We start from the raw sequence: 15,016 nt of genomic DNA, 5'->3' as shown, positions 1-15,016 counted from the left end.
TATATCGTTATGCCGGTGATTACTTGCCGGTCATACAACATTGAACGAAGGTCAACGCCGGCATTGTACCATTTTCACCAGAGGCTGTTGACCTCAGGGCATTTCCGCAGGGAGCAGATCAGGTGGCGGCATTGACTGCACCTACTCTTACCAATGGCAGATAGGCGCAGATGGCGTTCATGCTGCAACTGTTATAGCAGTCGCTGCCGGGCATGGTTGCAACTGCTACAGGTAGGGGAAACTGTTCATAATCCTGGTTATTGGTATGTGTTACCATAGTAACAGGTGTGGAGATTGTTCACGAGGAAGAGCATGACAATTGTTTACCTGATCCGTCACGGTGAAACCGATTGGAATATGCAGGGACGCTGGCAGGGACACGCTGATGTTCCGCTCAATGAGATTGGTTATCAGCAGGCACGCTTGCTGGCGCGGCGGCTGGCCAATGAAGGTGTGACGTTTAGCGCTATTTACAGCAGTGATCTCGCCAGAGCGTATCAGACGGCGTGGGAGATAGGCGCAGCCTTGCGCGTACCGGTGCAGCTCTTGCCGGCATTGCGCGAAATTGATGTTGGGGCCTGGAGCGGGTTAACGACGGCAGAGGTGCGTGCCCGCTTTGCTGATGATTGGGAGCAGATGATCCGGGGCCACGACATCCCACGCGGTGGTGGAGAAACGGTGGCCGCCGTCCGGCAGCGGGTCGTTACAGCCGTTGAGGCAATGGTGGCGCAGCATCGTGGGCAGACACTGGCATTTGTGACGCACGGGGGTTGTATTCGGGTCTTGCTTGCCCATGCCGAAAATTTTGATGGTGTCGGCTTTGGTCACTACGATCATATTGGCAATACTTCCATCACCATCCTGGAAATCGGCTATAAGCACTGGCGGGTGAAGACGGTTAATGATATGCGCCATTTAGAGGCAGAACACAAGACTGAACTGGTTTCGGCACCACCCGACGATGCTGAGTTACCCGATACAGCGCAATGAACGCGACACCCTCATGGCGTGAGCCGTATCTGGTGGTGACACCAGAAGGTGTGCAGGTCGTCTACACGGCTGCCGGATTGGCCAGCCGTAGTCTGGCAGCGGTTGTGGATTATGTCATCATCATAACGTTGCTGGCGACCAGTCTGGTTATGATTGCTGCAAATGAGGGTACGAGTAGCGCTAACCAGGATGTGATCCTGGCCCTGCTGGCGATTCTGGCGTTTGTTGTGAATTGGGGATACTTTGTCTTCTTTGAATGGATCTGGAATGGTCAGACACCGGGGAAGCGGTTACTACGGCTGCGCGTCTTGCGTGAGGGTGGGCGTCCGGTTGATATTGGTGCCATCGTAGTGCGGAATTTGATGCGGGCAATTGATTTTCTGCCTCTGCTCTATGGGATTGGTCTGGTAACGATGTTTGTTGATCGCTACCATCGGCGGTTAGGTGATCTAACCGCCGGCACGGTCGTTGTTCACGAAGCGATGCCATTGACGCTTGAGCGGGTGATGCAGCCGGTTGTTGTCCAATTGCCACCGCGAGCGCCCGATGCCCCACCTACCCCACTTGTCCCGAATGTTGAACGACTGACTGCTGCCGACCTGGCGCTGTTGCTTGAATTTTTACAACGGCGCGATGAGTTACAGACCGAGGCGCGAAGCGATCTGGCTGCTCATCTGGCGGCTGTTCTCCGGCAGCGGCTGGCTTTGCCATCGGGTTCTGGCGATCCAGAACGTTTTATTGAACATGTGCTGCGCGAGTACCACGTCGCTCAAGCCGTGATCTCACGCCAGGACGGATGATCAGGAGTCCAGATTTCAAGATTGGGCAGACGCCGAAACCACATCTCCTGGCGGCGGATGAAGGCATGGGTGTCGAAGCGTAGCCGCTCGATACAGGTCGGTAGATCGGCTTCACCGGTAAAATATGGTCGAAACTGAATATAACCGAGACTCGACATTGCCGGAAGCGACCAGTCGTAGCCACGGGCCAGCAGACCGGCAACTTCCTCGACCAGACCGGCAGCGATCATACGTTCAATCCGCGCATCGGCACGGGCATACAATTCGGCGCGTGGCCGATGGAGCCAGATGGTGCGTGGGCGAAAAGGAGGCTCTTTTCGCTCTTGCAGACGCGAAATCGGTTCACCGCTGACAAGGTACACTTCCAGCGCTCGTACCACACGCCGAACATTCGTAGGGGGAATGCGTGATGCTGCCACCGGATCGACGGCGGCCAGACGTGCGTGGAGCACTGCCGGACCTTCACGAGCGGCAATGAGTTCAAGTTCGGCACGCAGGTCAGGTTGTGGCGCCACACGTGGTACCTGCCAGCCTTCCAGGAAGGCTGCCAGGTATTGACCGGTACCGCCAACCAGAAGTGGGATGCGCCCCCGGCCACGAATGTCGGCGATTGCTGCCGTGGCCAGATCGCAAAACTCGGCCAGTGAAAACGGTTGATCGGGATCACGAATGTCGATCAGGTGGTGCGGCGCCTGGGCCTGCTCTTCAGGCGATGGCTTGGCAGTACCGATGTCCATCCAGCGATAGATTTGCCGTGAGTCGGCAGACACAATCTCGCCGTTGATACGTCTGGCCCAGGCGACAGCCAGCTCTGTCTTACCGACAGCGGTCGGTCCGACAATGGCAATAAGCTCTTCCAAGCGTGTTCCTCATCTGACGTAATAATGTGTATTTCACCTCACCATCATATCATACAGGTATAACGCACTGCGTTATTTATGTTCACGTCCGTTTCATTCTCATGCTACAATACCTGTGTAGCACCGTATCGGTGTGATTGCAATGGAACGCACTTGCTGGTGCCGGGTTTTTTGGAATATTTCGCCTGCCATGCTCTGTCGAACATCCGCTATTAAAGAGAGATGTTAGAGGACATAATGAACGATCAACCGGTATGTCAGGACATCCCGACAACCATTACTACCCGTGATGGGCGCACATTGCGAGTGCGAAGCCTTGCTGCCAGCGATGCAGTGCTCCTCGAGCGTATGTTTTATCGCCTCTCCCCTGAGACGATCTACCGCCGCTTCTTCATTGCCGCCGAGCATGCTTCTCCAGAACTGGTGCACAAATCAGCAAAGCGGCTGGCAGCGATCAATCCGCGCCGCGAAGCAGCACTGGTTGCGCTTGCTGATGAGCAAGGGTCAGAAGAGGCAATTGCCGTGGCCCGTTTTGCCCGTCTACCGCACAACCCGAAGGTTGCAGAAGCATCCATTCTGGTGCGTGACGATTATCAGGGAACAGGGGTTGGGCGTAAGCTGTTAGCATTACTTTTGGCCGAAGCACGGGCCGCCGGGCTTGAACGCCTGATCTTTTTAACCCATGCCGATAATACCCCTATGATCCGGTTGGCGATGGGATTAGGTTTGCCCTTTCAGGGTCGGCATGCTGATGGTTTGTACGAAATCCATGTGCTGCTAGAGCCGCAAAGTACCACAAAGTTTGAGTTTGTCAGGAATGAATAGGGGAGTGCTATGGCTGTCAAACCTGGCTGGAGTCTATTACCGATGGCGCTGGCTGGCGCTTTCAGTTTGTTGGGAGGTATCACGGCTTACTACGTTAGCCTTCGCGTCAGTCCGTCGCCGCGTCGAACCTACCTTGATAGCTATACCTTTACCCCGTGGGAGCTTGAGGTTCCTTACGAAACCGTTGAATTTCGCAGTAGTGATGGCTTGCGTCTGGTTGGCTGGTGGTTGCCGCGTCCAGAGACAAACGCCGTGATTGTCGGTAGTCATGGCCATGCTGGACGCAAAGATGAGTTACTCGGTATTGGTAGCTATTGCTGGCGGGCCGGTTATAATGTCTTACTGTTCGACTATCGAGGGCGCGGTGAGTCTGATCCCTGGCCGCAAACGCTCGTTAGTCGTGAAGTTGATGATCTGCTGGCCGCGCTACAGTATGTGCGGCAGCGAATGCCAGAAGCAGCAATTGGCGTTATCGGCTATTCCATGGGCGCTGCTGTCGGGATTCTGGCGACAGCACGCGATCAATCGGTGAGAGCGCTGGTTGCCGACAGTTCGTTTACTACCGGTGATGAGGTGGTTGCCGATGCGGTCGAAAAGGTGCTGCGCGTTCCGCTCCGCCCGCTGGTACATCTGGCCGACATCATTGTTGCCTGGCGCCATGGCTATCGTTTCAGTCAGGCCCGCCCAATTGACGCGATTGGTCAGATCGCCCCTCGTCCTGTCTTCCTGATCCACGGTGTTGATGATTCACTTGTCCCCGTCTGCCATGTTCGTCAGTTGTATGCAGCAGCTCGTGAACCGCGGTTGGTGTGGGAAATACCCGGAGCTGAACACTGTGGCGGTTATTTTGTTGATCGGGTTGGCTATTGTCGGCGCGTGGTTGAGTTCTTCGACCAGTATCTGCGCAGTGTTGAGGCGTAGTTCCCATGCGGTTTGATATTTTGACCCTCTTTCCGGCCATGTTTCAGGGGCCGTTGACAGAGAGTATTCTCAAGCGTGCCCAACAGGCCGGGCGAATTGAGATTCACTTGCACGATATTCGACAATGGACGACGGATCGTCATCGGACGGCTGACGATACGCCATACGGTGGCGGCGCCGGCATGGTAATGAAGGCGGAGCCGCTGGCGGCGGCGATTCGGGCAGTGCGGGCTGCTGATGAGCGACCTGGGGTGACCATTTTGCTAACCCCTGACGGTGAACTGCTAACGCAACAGATTGTGCGCGAACTGGCTACCTTGCCGCGGTTGCTCCTGGTGTGTGGACACTATGAAGGGATCGATGAACGAGTACGCGAGACGCTGATTGACCGCGAGCTGAGTATTGGTGATTATGTGCTTACCGGTGGTGAGCTGGCGGCAATGGTGGTGGTTGATGCTGTGGCCCGGCTGGTGCCCGGTGTGATCGATAGCGAGTCGATTGTCGAGGAGAGTCACAGCGATTTTTTGCTCGAATATCCGCACTATACGCGCCCGGCAGTGTGGGAGGGACGGGCAGTGCCACCCGTGCTTCTGTCTGGTCACCACGGTGAAATTGCCCGCTGGCGACGGGCCGAACGGTTACGGCGCACGCTGGTCCGTCGTCCGGATCTGCTGGCGCGGGCGGCGGCTGCCGGTGTGCTGACCAAAGCCGATCTGGCACTGCTGGCCGAGTTGGGCTGGCGTCCTGAAACCTCCAACGGCGCGTAGCCCCGGACGTGCCACGACCGTCTGCACGATGTCGGGTATGTTGCTTCTCCGCAACAGGGTTCAGTGCATAGGGAAGGGCAGGCCGAACGCCTGCCCTTTCTGTTTGCCCGGTAAATTGCCGTTGTATAGTCTCGCTTATGCCGATTACCGACCCTCTCTGTAGATCACGATGGCAGCGTTTCGGTGCGGTATTCGCGCCAGAGGCGTCGTAATTCATTGGCCGGATCACGCCAGAAGCGCTCCGGATCAATCGGGAATCCTGGCAATCTCGCCGTTGCGGGCAGCTGGCGAATCGCCTCGCGGAGTGCTTCCCATCCTGCCTTTTCCCGACCGTCTGCCGTCCACAGTCCCCAGGTGCGTGCTATCCAACTACGGTCGAATGGGGGGATGTTCCACTGTGACTCAGGTGGATCAACCATCCCGGCCAGCCAGACCGCGGCTGCCCCAGCGCGCGCCAGGGTTGTGAGAGATTCTTGCAACGCACTTGCCGCAGCCTCTTCGTCAGCAAGGAACGTGTGGGCCGGTTGAGCAAACACCTGATCGGCCTGCCAGCCAGACAGGTTCGCGCGCGGTGCCGTCGGCCAGCCCAGATCGGCAACTACGACCTGCGCAGCCGCCGTATCGTTCACTTCCTCGGCGAGGAGACCAGCGACAATAGCGTGCAGGAAGCAGGCAGCTTCGCCGCGAGCCGGCGGCCCGTCGCCAAGAGGTGGCCACGGCCCGACACTGACCACAACCGCACCACCGGCCATCGCAATATCGTAAGGCCGCAGGCTCACCCTGCTACTGAGGGCTGTGGCATCGATATGCCCAAATAACCGCTCAGCGCCGTAAGAGCGGGCCTGTTCGGCCAGATCGGCCCACCACGCCGCCATATCGCGATGGTCGGTCGGTGGACGTACACGCTCGAAACCGGCAGCCAGCAGCCAACCACTGATCGCCGGATGGTCGGCAAAATTGCCGATCACCTCGCGCAACAAGTAGCGCTGGGCAGCCCGCATGTCTGGATCGGTGTAGAGATCGCGCACCGGTTCCTGACGGTAAAAGGAATTATCAAGGATCGTGAGGGTGGGAGCGCTCAACAAAGCACTTACCGCCTGCGTTGAGAGGGCCTGTGTCGGTATCCCCAATGCCCAATCGGGTAAATGCAGGGTCGGCCCCAGAGTGGCGCTCATGAGTGAGACGACAACCTGTATATGATTCGCCTGTGCCAGATCAAGCCCGCGTTGGAAGCCATTGAGGGCTGCAACCGAGATGCGCTGCGTTCCTGGCTGTACCTCGGCCCAGCGCAAGTCGAAGCGAACCTGCCGTAACCCAACGTCGTGCGCACGCTGTAAGAATTCACGCAATGCGCCATGATCGTAGCTTGACCAGCTCGCAGGCAGTGCCTGTGGTTGAGCCGGCATAGGTGGCCAAATCGTTATTCCGATGTCCATAGGCATTCACGATACTTCCATCATACAGGCCATAATTGTCACGTGTAACAGGATTATCTGCTATGATGATGCGCATTGTCTACCCTGCCCATCTGGTAAGGGCAGGTACGGATGAGTATATAGTATAACAATGTCGCACCAGATTGAAATCGTCGTACCGGCCGGGCTGGAAGAACTGGCGCGTGCGGAAGCACTGCGCATAACCGGCTTACGTCTTGAACCGCTGACCGAACGTGGTGTCATTAGAGCGACGATGCATGGTTCGTTGCAGGCACTGTTCGATCTGCGATCTGTCATATCAGTCTTCGTTGTTCGTCGGTTTGCAATACCCCGTCCGCGGGCACTACTCGGTGATGAGCATTTTCGGGCGGTGGTCGCGATGCTTGAGATGGTGCGTCGCCTGCATCCGGCAGGGACATTTCAGACCCTCTTTCTCAGCGCGGCTGGCGCCGATAGCAGTGTTCTGCAACGATTTAAGCAGATGATCGGCGAACGGCTTGGTCTGGCGATTGGCACGGAAGACGGCGACATGCTGATCCGATTACGGCCGAGCCGGGATCGGAGTGGTTGGGATGTGCTGGTCCGTCTCACGCCACGCCCTTTAGCGACGCGCTCGTGGCGGGTGTGTAATCGCGAAGGGGCGCTGAATGGGCCGGTTGCACACGCAATGGCAGTGCTGAGTAAGCCACATGCCGGAGATCGAGTGCTGAATGTCGGATGCGGTTCGGGGACGCTACTGATCGAGCGCTTACTCATCACAACGGCAGCACAGGCAATTGGCTGTGACACCGATCCTACGGCACTGGCCTGCGCCTGGCGTAATCTAGGGGCTGCGGGTTTGAGTAAGCGGGTAGAACTGTACGATTGGGATGCCTGTCAGTTGCCGCTTCCTTCGGCGAGTATTGACGTAGTGCTCGCCGATCTGCCGTTTGGTCATCTGGTTGGCTCGCACACCACCAATCTCACCCTCTACCCGGCACTGCTGGCCGAAGCGGCGCGGGTGACTCGTCCGGGCGGAAGAGCCGTGCTGATCAGCCACGAAGTGCGGTTGATGGAACGTTCGCTGGCTACGCTCCCGCAGTGGCGTGTTGATCAACAACTGCGCGTCGATTTGGGTGGGCTTTACCCGCGCATCTTCGTGTTACGGCGTACCGGGTAATATCGAATCTGGTTTAATAGTTGTTATGACCTGCTATCTACTGTCACCCTGACACCGTGGTTGTAAGCGCTCCACCCCTGTACGCGAACGCTATTCCTCTGGGAGCGCTGGAAACTCGCGCTTCCAGCGCACTCACTGGGAGTGCACACCTCCGGCGCACACAAGGGGAGCTGGGAGTGCGCGCCTTCGGCGCACTTACTACCCGGCCCAGCACGCGCTGCTGACCCGCCCTGAACAGTTTAACTCGCTTTCAGCAAATTGGGCTACTGTAAAACATTCTCCCGCCCCCAGTGGGGGCGGGTTGGGGTGGGGGAGTGTCGCAGATCACCGCTGGAAGCAGCGCACGCACAACACCCTCGCCATGGATCACTCTGACGCTGTACCTGAGTGTGAATGCACTAAATCAATCAGTATGCTCTGCTAAGGTCGAAAGCTGGGCTTTTATCCCTTCATAATGCTATAGTACACCGCGAGCACGTCAACGATGGATGTCCGCTGGTTGGCGGATGCATATCGCCACTCAGTGCACTACCCTGCGTTCCCCCCACCAGACTCAATCTGTGCTGCACGCACCAGTTCCAGGCGTTGGCGGAGAAGGTTCAGTTGTGCGTTAAGGGTATCGGCTTCGCGTCGTTCAAGTTCCATGATGCGCAAGAGATGCGCTTTCTGTTCCAGCTCAAGCCGGTCGGTTGTGCGTGATAGTCGTTGTTCAAGCTCACGCAGCCAGCTATCGATGCGCTCAAGCCAGGCGGTCATTTGTCGCAGGTATTGTTCGTCGGTCTCCTGCAGAGTACTCATCCGCTCATCGGCCATCTGCCGCAGCTCTTCCAGGCGCTCCTGGTTCATCAGGAAGCGTTCTGTCGAAATTCGTTCGATCCGTTTCATCTCGGCCATCAAATCAGGTATTTTTGCTGAAAGCTCTTTGATTTGGGCCGGCAGCATCTCGGTGAAGAGATCGATGTGTTGGCGAATCTCTTCCAGGCGGTCAATGCGTGATCGTTGTTCTTCCACAACCGGCTGCAGGTCGGCAACAAACTGTTGTGCCTCAACGGCCATACGGCGCATGGATTGCTTCTCGACTTGCAAATCATCACCGAAGCGGCGAACTTCCTGCATCACGGCAGCATCGGCTTCGCGTAAACGTTCGAGTTGTAACGTCAATTGCCGCTGACGCTCGTCAAGCTCTTTGACCTGTGAAGAGAGGGTGGCAATCTGGCGCTCAACCTGTTCAATCCGGCTCAACCAGCCGGCCAGAAAGTCGCGGTCCTGTTTGCGTGCTTCGGCAACCTGTTGAATTTGCGCTTGCATATCGCGAATGGGCCGCAGGCCATCTTCAATCTTGACCAGCGCGGTTGCCACTTCGCGGCGCAGGGCGACAACATCACGGCGCACAATTTCATTGGCCTGGGCAACCTCACCGGTGTGGCGGTCGAAGAGACTCTGAATCTGGGCGATGGTGCCCTCATTTTTACGTATTTGTTCCATCGCCCACTGATACTTGTTGGTCTGATCCTTCAGCAAGCGCCGTAATTCGTCAATCTGGCCTTGCAGGTAAACGAGTTGCGATTGTTCTTGCGCTCGCAGACGCTCTTCTTCATAGCGCGCCGTCAGGTCTGAATTTGACATAACAACTCCTGGTTGTGTGGTATTGCAGGTAAACAGCTTGCCATCGCTCTGGCATGCCCACCCGGTAGCTATACATTAGTCATGTGGGCAACGGCCATCGCTTCAGCCAGTTTTACTGCACCAACGTACAATGCCTTGCCGATAATCGCTCCTTCAACGCCGAGCTGGGCAAGCTGGCGCACGTGGTCGATACTGGCAATCCCGCCGCTGGCGATGATCGCCGGGCCGTGCGGTGTGATCAATTCGCTTAAGGCTGCAAAGTTCGGCCCACTGAGTGCGCCATCACGACTGATGTCGGTGTAGATGATGCGTCGGGCACCGAGGTTTGCCATCTGTTCAGCCAGCACGGTTGCTTTGACCGAAGAGGTTACTGTCCAGCCATCGGTAGCTACCAGGCCGTTGCGGGCATCGATCCCGATCACGATCTGCTCGCCGAAGCGGTCGAGTAGGCGGGCAACCAGGTCTGTTTCGGCAATAGCCGCCGTACCGATGATAACGCGCTCGACGCCGAGGGCTAATGCCGACTCAACATCCTGCTCTCGGCGCAAACCACCGCCTAACTGCACTGGAATCTGCACCGCCTGTGTGATAGCAAGAATGGCGTCGACATTCTGCGGGTGTCCGGCACGGGCACCGTCGAGATCGACCAGGTGCAGTCTGGTGGCGCCTTGCGCTTCCCAGCTTCGGGCCACCGCAACCGGATCGTCGGCGTAGACCGTCATTTGGGCAAAATCGCCTTGATACAAGCGGACGCAGCGACCATCTTTTATATCAATTGCCGGAATAATCTCCATTGTCACACTCCTTTTGGCTGGACGGCCTCGCTCCAGCGCACGAAATTGGCCAGCAGGCGCAAGCCATAGTCGCCACTCTTTTCGGGATGGAACTGTACTGCCGCCAAGTGGTCGCGAATAATGACGCTCGGAAAGGGGATGCCGTAGTCGGTGCGGGCCGCGATGATCGCCTCATCAGCTACCGCACAGTAATACGAATGCACGAAATAGACATCGGCTCCATCAGGAATATCGGCAAAGAGTGGATGGTTGCGGAATGTCGGGCTGATCTGAAGCTGATTCCAGCCGATCTGCGGTATCTTGCCGGCGTGTTCGGGAAGACGGCGTACTGTGCCGGGGATGATGTCGAGACACGAGTGGAGACCAAACTCTTCACTTTCACTCAGCAAGACCTGCATCCCGACGCAAATACCCAGAAACGGTGTACTGGCAGCGATAACTGCCGGTAAGACCTCTGCAATCCCCAGGTGGCGCAGACTGGCCATGGTATCAGCGGTCGCGCCAACACCGGGCAGAACGACCGCTTGCGCAGAACGGATCACCTCTGGGTTATCGGTTACGGTGAGTGTAGCGCCGACCCGTTGTAGTGCCCGTACCACATTGGGCAGGTTGCCGGCACCGTAGTTAATCACTGCTATCATGCTTCTCCCTGATATGTTGTCTGCATCAGCAGAGGATGGTAGGTGTAGAGACTGGTGATGATGTGTTCGATGGCCGGTTCGGGTGCATTCATCTTGCCCATGGGGTCAGAACCGGCCGGCATCCCCAACAGCAGGCGGAGCGTCGTCACTACACCCGCCGCCAGCGCCGGCAGGCTATACCCGCCTTCCAGTACGAAGCCGATCCGACCGTCACACAACTCGTCAGCCCAATCGCACAGGTGCTGCACGATGCGGGCAAAGCCCTGGATCGAGAGCGCCATCGGCCCAATCGGATCACTCCAGTGGGCATCAAAGCCGGCTGACACCAGAATGATCTCCGGTTGAAAACGGCGGAGCACTGGCCCGATGACGCGCTGAAATACCTGTTCGTAGCCGTGATCGCCGGTTCCATAGGGCAACGGTACGTTGAGGGTGGTGCCGCCGGCTGTGCGCGGATCACCCATTTCGTGAAGACTGCCGGTGCCTGGGTAGAGCGGCGCGGCATGGATCGAGCAAAAGAGAACTCGCCCATCACGGTAGAAGATGTCCTGAGTGCCATTACCGTGATGAACATCGAAATCCACAATCGCGATGCGCCGGAGATGGTGGCGATCCAGCAACACTCGTGCAGCGACTGCAATATTATTGAAGAGGCAGAAACCCATCGAGCGTATATCGGTCGCATGGTGGCCCGGTGGCCGCACCAGCGCAAACGCATTGTGGCAGCGTCCGCTTACCAGGGCTTCAGCCATACAAATCGTTGCGCCTGCTGCCAGCAGCGCAACATCCCACGACTCGGCAGTGACGTAGGTGTCGCTATCGATCTGTCCACCGCCATAACTGGCTAACTGACGCACGCGATGAAGCATGCTGGAGCTATGGACAGCAAGCAATTCAGCTTCAGTGGCCGGACGAATGGGTAACTGAAGCAAACGCGGCCACAACCCATCGACCTCAATTGCCCGTCGGATGGCGTGCAACCGCTCGGCCTGCTCAACGTGCCCGTGCCATGTGTGAAGATCAAACCGCTGATCGGTCACAATTGCAGTGGTCATATCTGTGCCTGTACCGCCCTGGAGCGCAGCCGGATACTCTCGCTACGACAATTGCATTCATTGTACCACGAGGCCGGCGGATGGCGGGAAGCGTGTGTCGCCGTGGTATAATTCACTAGCAAATCTGTGCGGATTGGAGACAGTCTATGGCGTATCCGCTATTGGTGTTAGTTGATGGTCACGCTTTGGCGTATCGGGCGTTTTTTGCGTTGCGCGAGAGTGGGTTACGTTCGTCCCGTGGTGAGCCGACGTATGCCGTCTTTGGTTTTGCGCAAATTCTACTGACTGCACTGGCCGAGTATCGTCCCGATTACGCCGCCGTTGCTTTCGATGTTGGGCGTACCTTTCGTGACGATCTCTACGCCGAATACAAAGCCGGGCGTGCCGAGACACCAGAAGAGTTTTATCCCCAATTTGAACGGATTAAGCAACTGGTACAGGCGCTCAATATCCCAATCTACACCGCCGAAGGGTACGAGGCCGATGATGTGATTGGGACGCTGGCCCGTCAGGCGACGGAGCGCGGTGTTGATACCATCATTCTCACCGGCGATTCTGATGTGTTGCAACTGGTGAATGATCACGTGCGGGTGGCATTAGCCAATCCCTACGGCGGCAAGACAAGTGTCACGCTCTACGATCTGGAGCAGGTGCGTAAGCGGTACGATGGCCTTGAGCCAGATCAACTGGCCGATCTGCGCGGTCTGAAGGGCGACACCTCAGATAATATCCCCGGTGTGCGCGGGATTGGCGAGAAGGGGGCGATTGCCTTACTCAAGCAGTTTCGTTCACTCGACGCATTGCTTGAGCAGATTGATGCTGCGCCGAAGCGTTACCAGACATTACTCCGCGAGCAGGCCGAGGCAGCGCGGTTCTCGCGCCAATTGGCGACGATTGTCACCGATGTGCCGGTACAGCTCGATCTGGAAGCTGCCCGCATCGGCGTCTACGACCGTTCGGCAGTGATGGCCCTCTTTCAAGAGTTGGAGTTTGGCGTTAGCTCAAACCTGATCAAGAAGCTACCTTCGGTCGTTCAGGCACCGACACTGGCCGAACTGCCTGCCGATCTGCCCGCTGCACCACTCACGACTGCACCAACGCAGCTTTCGCTCTTTGCCGGCGAGTCGGAACCCGCTCAGCCGACAGCCGAACCGCCACCGGTTACAATTGTGCGAGATGCTACGGCGCTGGCCGATCTGGTATCGCGTCTCCGCAATGCGCCGGCTTTTGCGTTCGACACCGAATGTACCAGTCTGCAACCGGTTGCCAGCGATCTGGTTGGGATTTCAATTGCTATCGCGCCCGATACCGTCTGCTACATTCCGGTCGGCCATCAATCCGAGACGCAGGTGCCATGTGGAGAGGTTGTCACTGCGCTGGCCCCGTTTTTTGCCAATCCTCAGCAGCCAAAGTTTGCCCATAATGCCAAGTTTGATATGGAGGTTCTGGCCGGGGCCGGGATCAAGGTGTCCGGACTGGCATTCGATACGATGATTGCAGCGGCCATGCTGGGCAAGCGGCAGGGTTTGAAAGACCTGGCATTCTACGAGTTGAAACTCCCAGAGCCGCCTACTACGATTGAAGACCTGATCGGGCGGGGCAATAAGCAGATTAGCTTTGCTGAGGTGCCGGTTGAGCAGGCGGCTCCGTATGCGGCGGCCGATGCCCTCTACACGTTGCGGCTCACCGAGCGCTTGCAGCGTCAGTTAGAGGCTGAACCTGCGCTGCACGATCTGTATTACCGGGTTGAATTACCGCTGATCGAGGTGTTGACCGACATGGAACTAACTGGCATCCGTCTCGATCAGGAGTATTTGCGCGAGTTGGGCAGGCATTTTGCGCAACGGATTGCCGATCTGGTCGAGCGGATTTATCAACAGGCCGGTGGCCCGTTCAATATCAATTCCGGCCAACAGTTGAATGATGTGCTGTTTGGACGATTGGGAATTGATCCCCGTGCACACGGTCTGAGCAAGCTCAAGAGTGGTGGCTACTCGATTACGGCGGAGGTTCTGGAAGAGCTGAGCCAGCTCTATCCGATTGCTGCCGATATTCTGACCTACCGTCAATTGACGAAGCTCAAGAGCACCTATATCGATGCACTGCCTGATCTGGTCAATCCACGGACCGGACGCATTCATACCTCGTACAATCAGCTTGGTGCGGCCACCGGGCGGTTGTCGTCGAATAATCCCAACCTGCAAAACATACCGGTACGCACTGAGGAAGGGCGCGAGATTCGGCGTGCCTTTGTCGCTGAACCCGGTTGGCGCTTTGTGGCTGCCGACTACTCGCAGATCGAGCTGCGGGTGCTGGCCCATATGAGTGGTGATGAGAACCTGATCGCAGCATTTCAGCAGGGGCTTGACATTCACGCGGCCACGGCCAGCCGACTGTTTGGGGTTGAACCGACAGCAGTCGATAAGAATCAACGGCGCGTCGCGAAGACGGTGGTGTTCGGCGTGATCTATGGGATCAGTGCGTTTGGTCTGGCCCAGCGGTTGGGGATCGAACGTGATCTGGCCCGCCAACTGATCGATAATCTGTTTGCTCAGTTCCCCGGTATTCGCCGCTACATTGATCAAACGCTCGAATTTGGACGGCAGCATGGGTATGTACAAACCCTTTTTGGTCGTCGTCGGGTGATGGAAGACCTGCGCGCCAGTGGTGCACGACGTGCTGCTGCCGAACGAGAAGCGATTAATGCACCCATTCAGGGCACTGCTGCCGATCTGATGAAAATGGCGATGGTCAATGTGCATCGTGCACTGCGTGAGCAGGGGTTGCGCACACGCCTGTTGCTACAGGTACACGACGAATTAATCGCCGAGGCTCCAGAAGATGAGGTTGAGCCAGCCGCACGGCTCTTGCGTGACGTAATGAGCAGTGTGTACCGTGATTTGGTCGTACCACTAAGCGTTAATCTCGAAGTTGGCCCGAATTGGGATGAGATGAGTCCACTGGCGATGGGCTAGGTGAGAGGTAGATCAGACCCTTGATAGCGGAGGTTGCGATTGCGGTTAGTGCCGGGAAGATTGCGCGAAATAAGCCAATCCTACCCGGTCGGCAATGCCGATAGTCGAGACGTGTCCAGCCCGACTTGCGGTGCGGCGAACTGGTAGGCTGTAAAGGCTGCCCCAGC

The 15,016-nt window shown here is 57.2% G+C and carries 13 protein-coding genes; 7 read left to right on the top strand and 6 right to left on the bottom strand.

What is annotated here, in order from left to right; translation table 11 throughout:
• Window positions 1–312 precede the first annotated feature (312 nt).
• Together CAUR_RS01805 and CAUR_RS01800 are read left to right on the top strand one after the other, a co-directional pair.
• Window positions 313–990 (top strand): histidine phosphatase family protein, encoded by a 678-nt coding sequence (locus CAUR_RS01805; protein ID WP_012256260.1) that lies wholly within the window; start codon window positions 313–315, stop codon window positions 988–990.
• On the top strand, window positions 987–1,790 hold the full coding sequence (locus tag CAUR_RS01800) for an RDD family protein (protein ID WP_012256259.1): 804 nt from the start codon (window positions 987–989) through the stop codon (window positions 1,788–1,790). Before CAUR_RS01805 ends, CAUR_RS01800 begins: the two co-directional genes overlap by 4 nt.
• Here the strand turns inward: CAUR_RS01800 and miaA are convergent.
• The gene (gene miaA / locus CAUR_RS01795; RefSeq protein WP_012256258.1) at window positions 1,760–2,650 is read right to left on the bottom strand and encodes a tRNA (adenosine(37)-N6)-dimethylallyltransferase MiaA; all 891 of its coding nucleotides are present in this window, start codon (window positions 2,648–2,650) and stop codon (window positions 1,760–1,762) included. The two genes, CAUR_RS01800 and miaA, sit on opposite strands and share 31 nt — an antisense overlap.
• Window positions 2,651–2,887: 237 nt before the next feature.
• On the opposite strand from miaA, the gene CAUR_RS01790 reads away from it, so the two are divergent.
• From CAUR_RS01790 to trmD, 3 genes are read left to right on the top strand one after another with little or no spacing between them, the layout of a single operon-like run.
• Window positions 2,888–3,475, top strand: coding sequence for a GNAT family N-acetyltransferase (locus CAUR_RS01790; protein WP_012256257.1), 588 nt, complete (start codon window positions 2,888–2,890; stop codon window positions 3,473–3,475).
• A gap of 9 nt (window positions 3,476–3,484) precedes the next feature.
• Window positions 3,485–4,396, top strand: a complete 912-nt coding sequence (locus CAUR_RS01785; RefSeq protein WP_012256256.1) for an alpha/beta hydrolase — start codon at window positions 3,485–3,487, stop codon at window positions 4,394–4,396.
• Window positions 4,397–4,401: 5 nt separating this feature from the next.
• Window positions 4,402–5,163 carry a tRNA (guanosine(37)-N1)-methyltransferase TrmD gene (gene trmD / locus CAUR_RS01780; protein WP_012256255.1) on the top strand — a complete coding sequence of 254 codons (762 nt, stop codon included), beginning with the start codon at window positions 4,402–4,404 and terminating at the stop codon, window positions 5,161–5,163.
• 164 nt (window positions 5,164–5,327) lie between these two features.
• Here the strand turns inward: trmD and CAUR_RS01775 are convergent, their stop codons facing one another.
• Window positions 5,328–6,569: a glycoside hydrolase 5 family protein gene (locus CAUR_RS01775; protein ID WP_242605023.1), complete on the bottom strand. Its 1,242-nt coding sequence runs from the start codon at window positions 6,567–6,569 to the stop codon at window positions 5,328–5,330.
• 160 nt (window positions 6,570–6,729) lie between these two features.
• On the opposite strand from CAUR_RS01775, the gene CAUR_RS01770 reads away from it, so the two are divergent.
• The gene (locus tag CAUR_RS01770; RefSeq protein WP_012256253.1) at window positions 6,730–7,758 is read left to right on the top strand and encodes a methyltransferase domain-containing protein; all 1,029 of its coding nucleotides are present in this window, start codon (window positions 6,730–6,732) and stop codon (window positions 7,756–7,758) included.
• A 528-nt stretch (window positions 7,759–8,286) separates the two neighbouring features.
• Here CAUR_RS01770 and CAUR_RS01765 read toward each other — a convergent pair.
• The 4 genes from CAUR_RS01765 to CAUR_RS01750 all read right to left on the bottom strand — a co-directional run bounded on the left by CAUR_RS01765 (window position 8,287) and on the right by CAUR_RS01750 (window position 11,874).
• On the bottom strand, window positions 8,287–9,384 hold the full coding sequence (locus tag CAUR_RS01765) for a coiled-coil domain-containing protein (protein WP_012256252.1): 1,098 nt from the start codon (window positions 9,382–9,384) through the stop codon (window positions 8,287–8,289).
• Window positions 9,385–9,452: 68 nt separating this feature from the next.
• Window positions 9,453–10,178, bottom strand: coding sequence for a 1-(5-phosphoribosyl)-5-[(5-phosphoribosylamino)methylideneamino]imidazole-4-carboxamide isomerase (gene hisA, locus CAUR_RS01760; protein WP_012256251.1), 726 nt, complete (start codon window positions 10,176–10,178; stop codon window positions 9,453–9,455).
• Window positions 10,179–10,180: 2 nt separating this feature from the next.
• Window positions 10,181–10,819, bottom strand: a complete 639-nt coding sequence (gene hisH, locus CAUR_RS01755) for an imidazole glycerol phosphate synthase subunit HisH (RefSeq protein WP_012256250.1) — start codon at window positions 10,817–10,819, stop codon at window positions 10,181–10,183.
• Window positions 10,816–11,874: a histone deacetylase family protein gene (locus CAUR_RS01750; RefSeq protein ID WP_012256249.1), complete on the bottom strand. Its 1,059-nt coding sequence runs from the start codon at window positions 11,872–11,874 to the stop codon at window positions 10,816–10,818. Before CAUR_RS01750 ends, hisH begins: the two co-directional genes overlap by 4 nt.
• A gap of 146 nt (window positions 11,875–12,020) precedes the next feature.
• Here CAUR_RS01750 and polA point away from each other — a divergent pair, with 146 nt between their 5' ends.
• Entirely contained in the window at window positions 12,021–14,849 is a 2,829-nt protein-coding gene (gene polA / locus CAUR_RS01745) for a DNA polymerase I (protein ID WP_012256248.1), read from the top strand.
• The last annotated feature ends 167 nt before the right edge of the window (window positions 14,850–15,016 follow it).

The organism is Chloroflexus aurantiacus J-10-fl (genome assembly GCF_000018865.1).
GTDB classification, from domain to species: domain Bacteria; phylum Chloroflexota; class Chloroflexia; order Chloroflexales; family Chloroflexaceae; genus Chloroflexus; species Chloroflexus aurantiacus.
Note: the sequence above shows the minus strand (reverse complement) of the source record. Positions and strands in the feature narration are given on the sequence as shown.

What these genes read in the sequence shown, in the direction of transcription:
- CAUR_RS01775 (WP_242605023.1), bottom strand. Translation starts at nt 6,569, where the DNA reads ATGCCGGCTCAACCACAGGCACTGCCTGCGAGCTGGTCAAGCTACGAT.
- CAUR_RS01765 (WP_012256252.1), bottom strand. Translation starts at nt 9,384, where the DNA reads ATGTCAAATTCAGACCTGACGGCGCGCTATGAAGAAGAGCGTCTGCGA.
- hisH (WP_012256250.1), bottom strand. Translation starts at nt 10,819, where the DNA reads ATGATAGCAGTGATTAACTACGGTGCCGGCAACCTGCCCAATGTGGTA.
- hisA (WP_012256251.1), bottom strand. Translation starts at nt 10,178, where the DNA reads ATGGAGATTATTCCGGCAATTGATATAAAAGATGGTCGCTGCGTCCGC.
- CAUR_RS01750 (WP_012256249.1), bottom strand. Translation starts at nt 11,874, where the DNA reads ATGACCACTGCAATTGTGACCGATCAGCGGTTTGATCTTCACACATGG.
- polA (WP_012256248.1), top strand. Translation starts at nt 12,021, where the DNA reads ATGGCGTATCCGCTATTGGTGTTAGTTGATGGTCACGCTTTGGCGTAT.
- CAUR_RS01770 (WP_012256253.1), top strand. Translation starts at nt 6,730, where the DNA reads ATGTCGCACCAGATTGAAATCGTCGTACCGGCCGGGCTGGAAGAACTG.
- CAUR_RS01800 (WP_012256259.1), top strand. Translation starts at nt 987, where the DNA reads ATGAACGCGACACCCTCATGGCGTGAGCCGTATCTGGTGGTGACACCA.
- CAUR_RS01790 (WP_012256257.1), top strand. Translation starts at nt 2,888, where the DNA reads ATGAACGATCAACCGGTATGTCAGGACATCCCGACAACCATTACTACC.
- CAUR_RS01805 (WP_012256260.1), top strand. Translation starts at nt 313, where the DNA reads ATGACAATTGTTTACCTGATCCGTCACGGTGAAACCGATTGGAATATG.
- CAUR_RS01785 (WP_012256256.1), top strand. Translation starts at nt 3,485, where the DNA reads ATGGCTGTCAAACCTGGCTGGAGTCTATTACCGATGGCGCTGGCTGGC.
- trmD (WP_012256255.1), top strand. Translation starts at nt 4,402, where the DNA reads ATGCGGTTTGATATTTTGACCCTCTTTCCGGCCATGTTTCAGGGGCCG.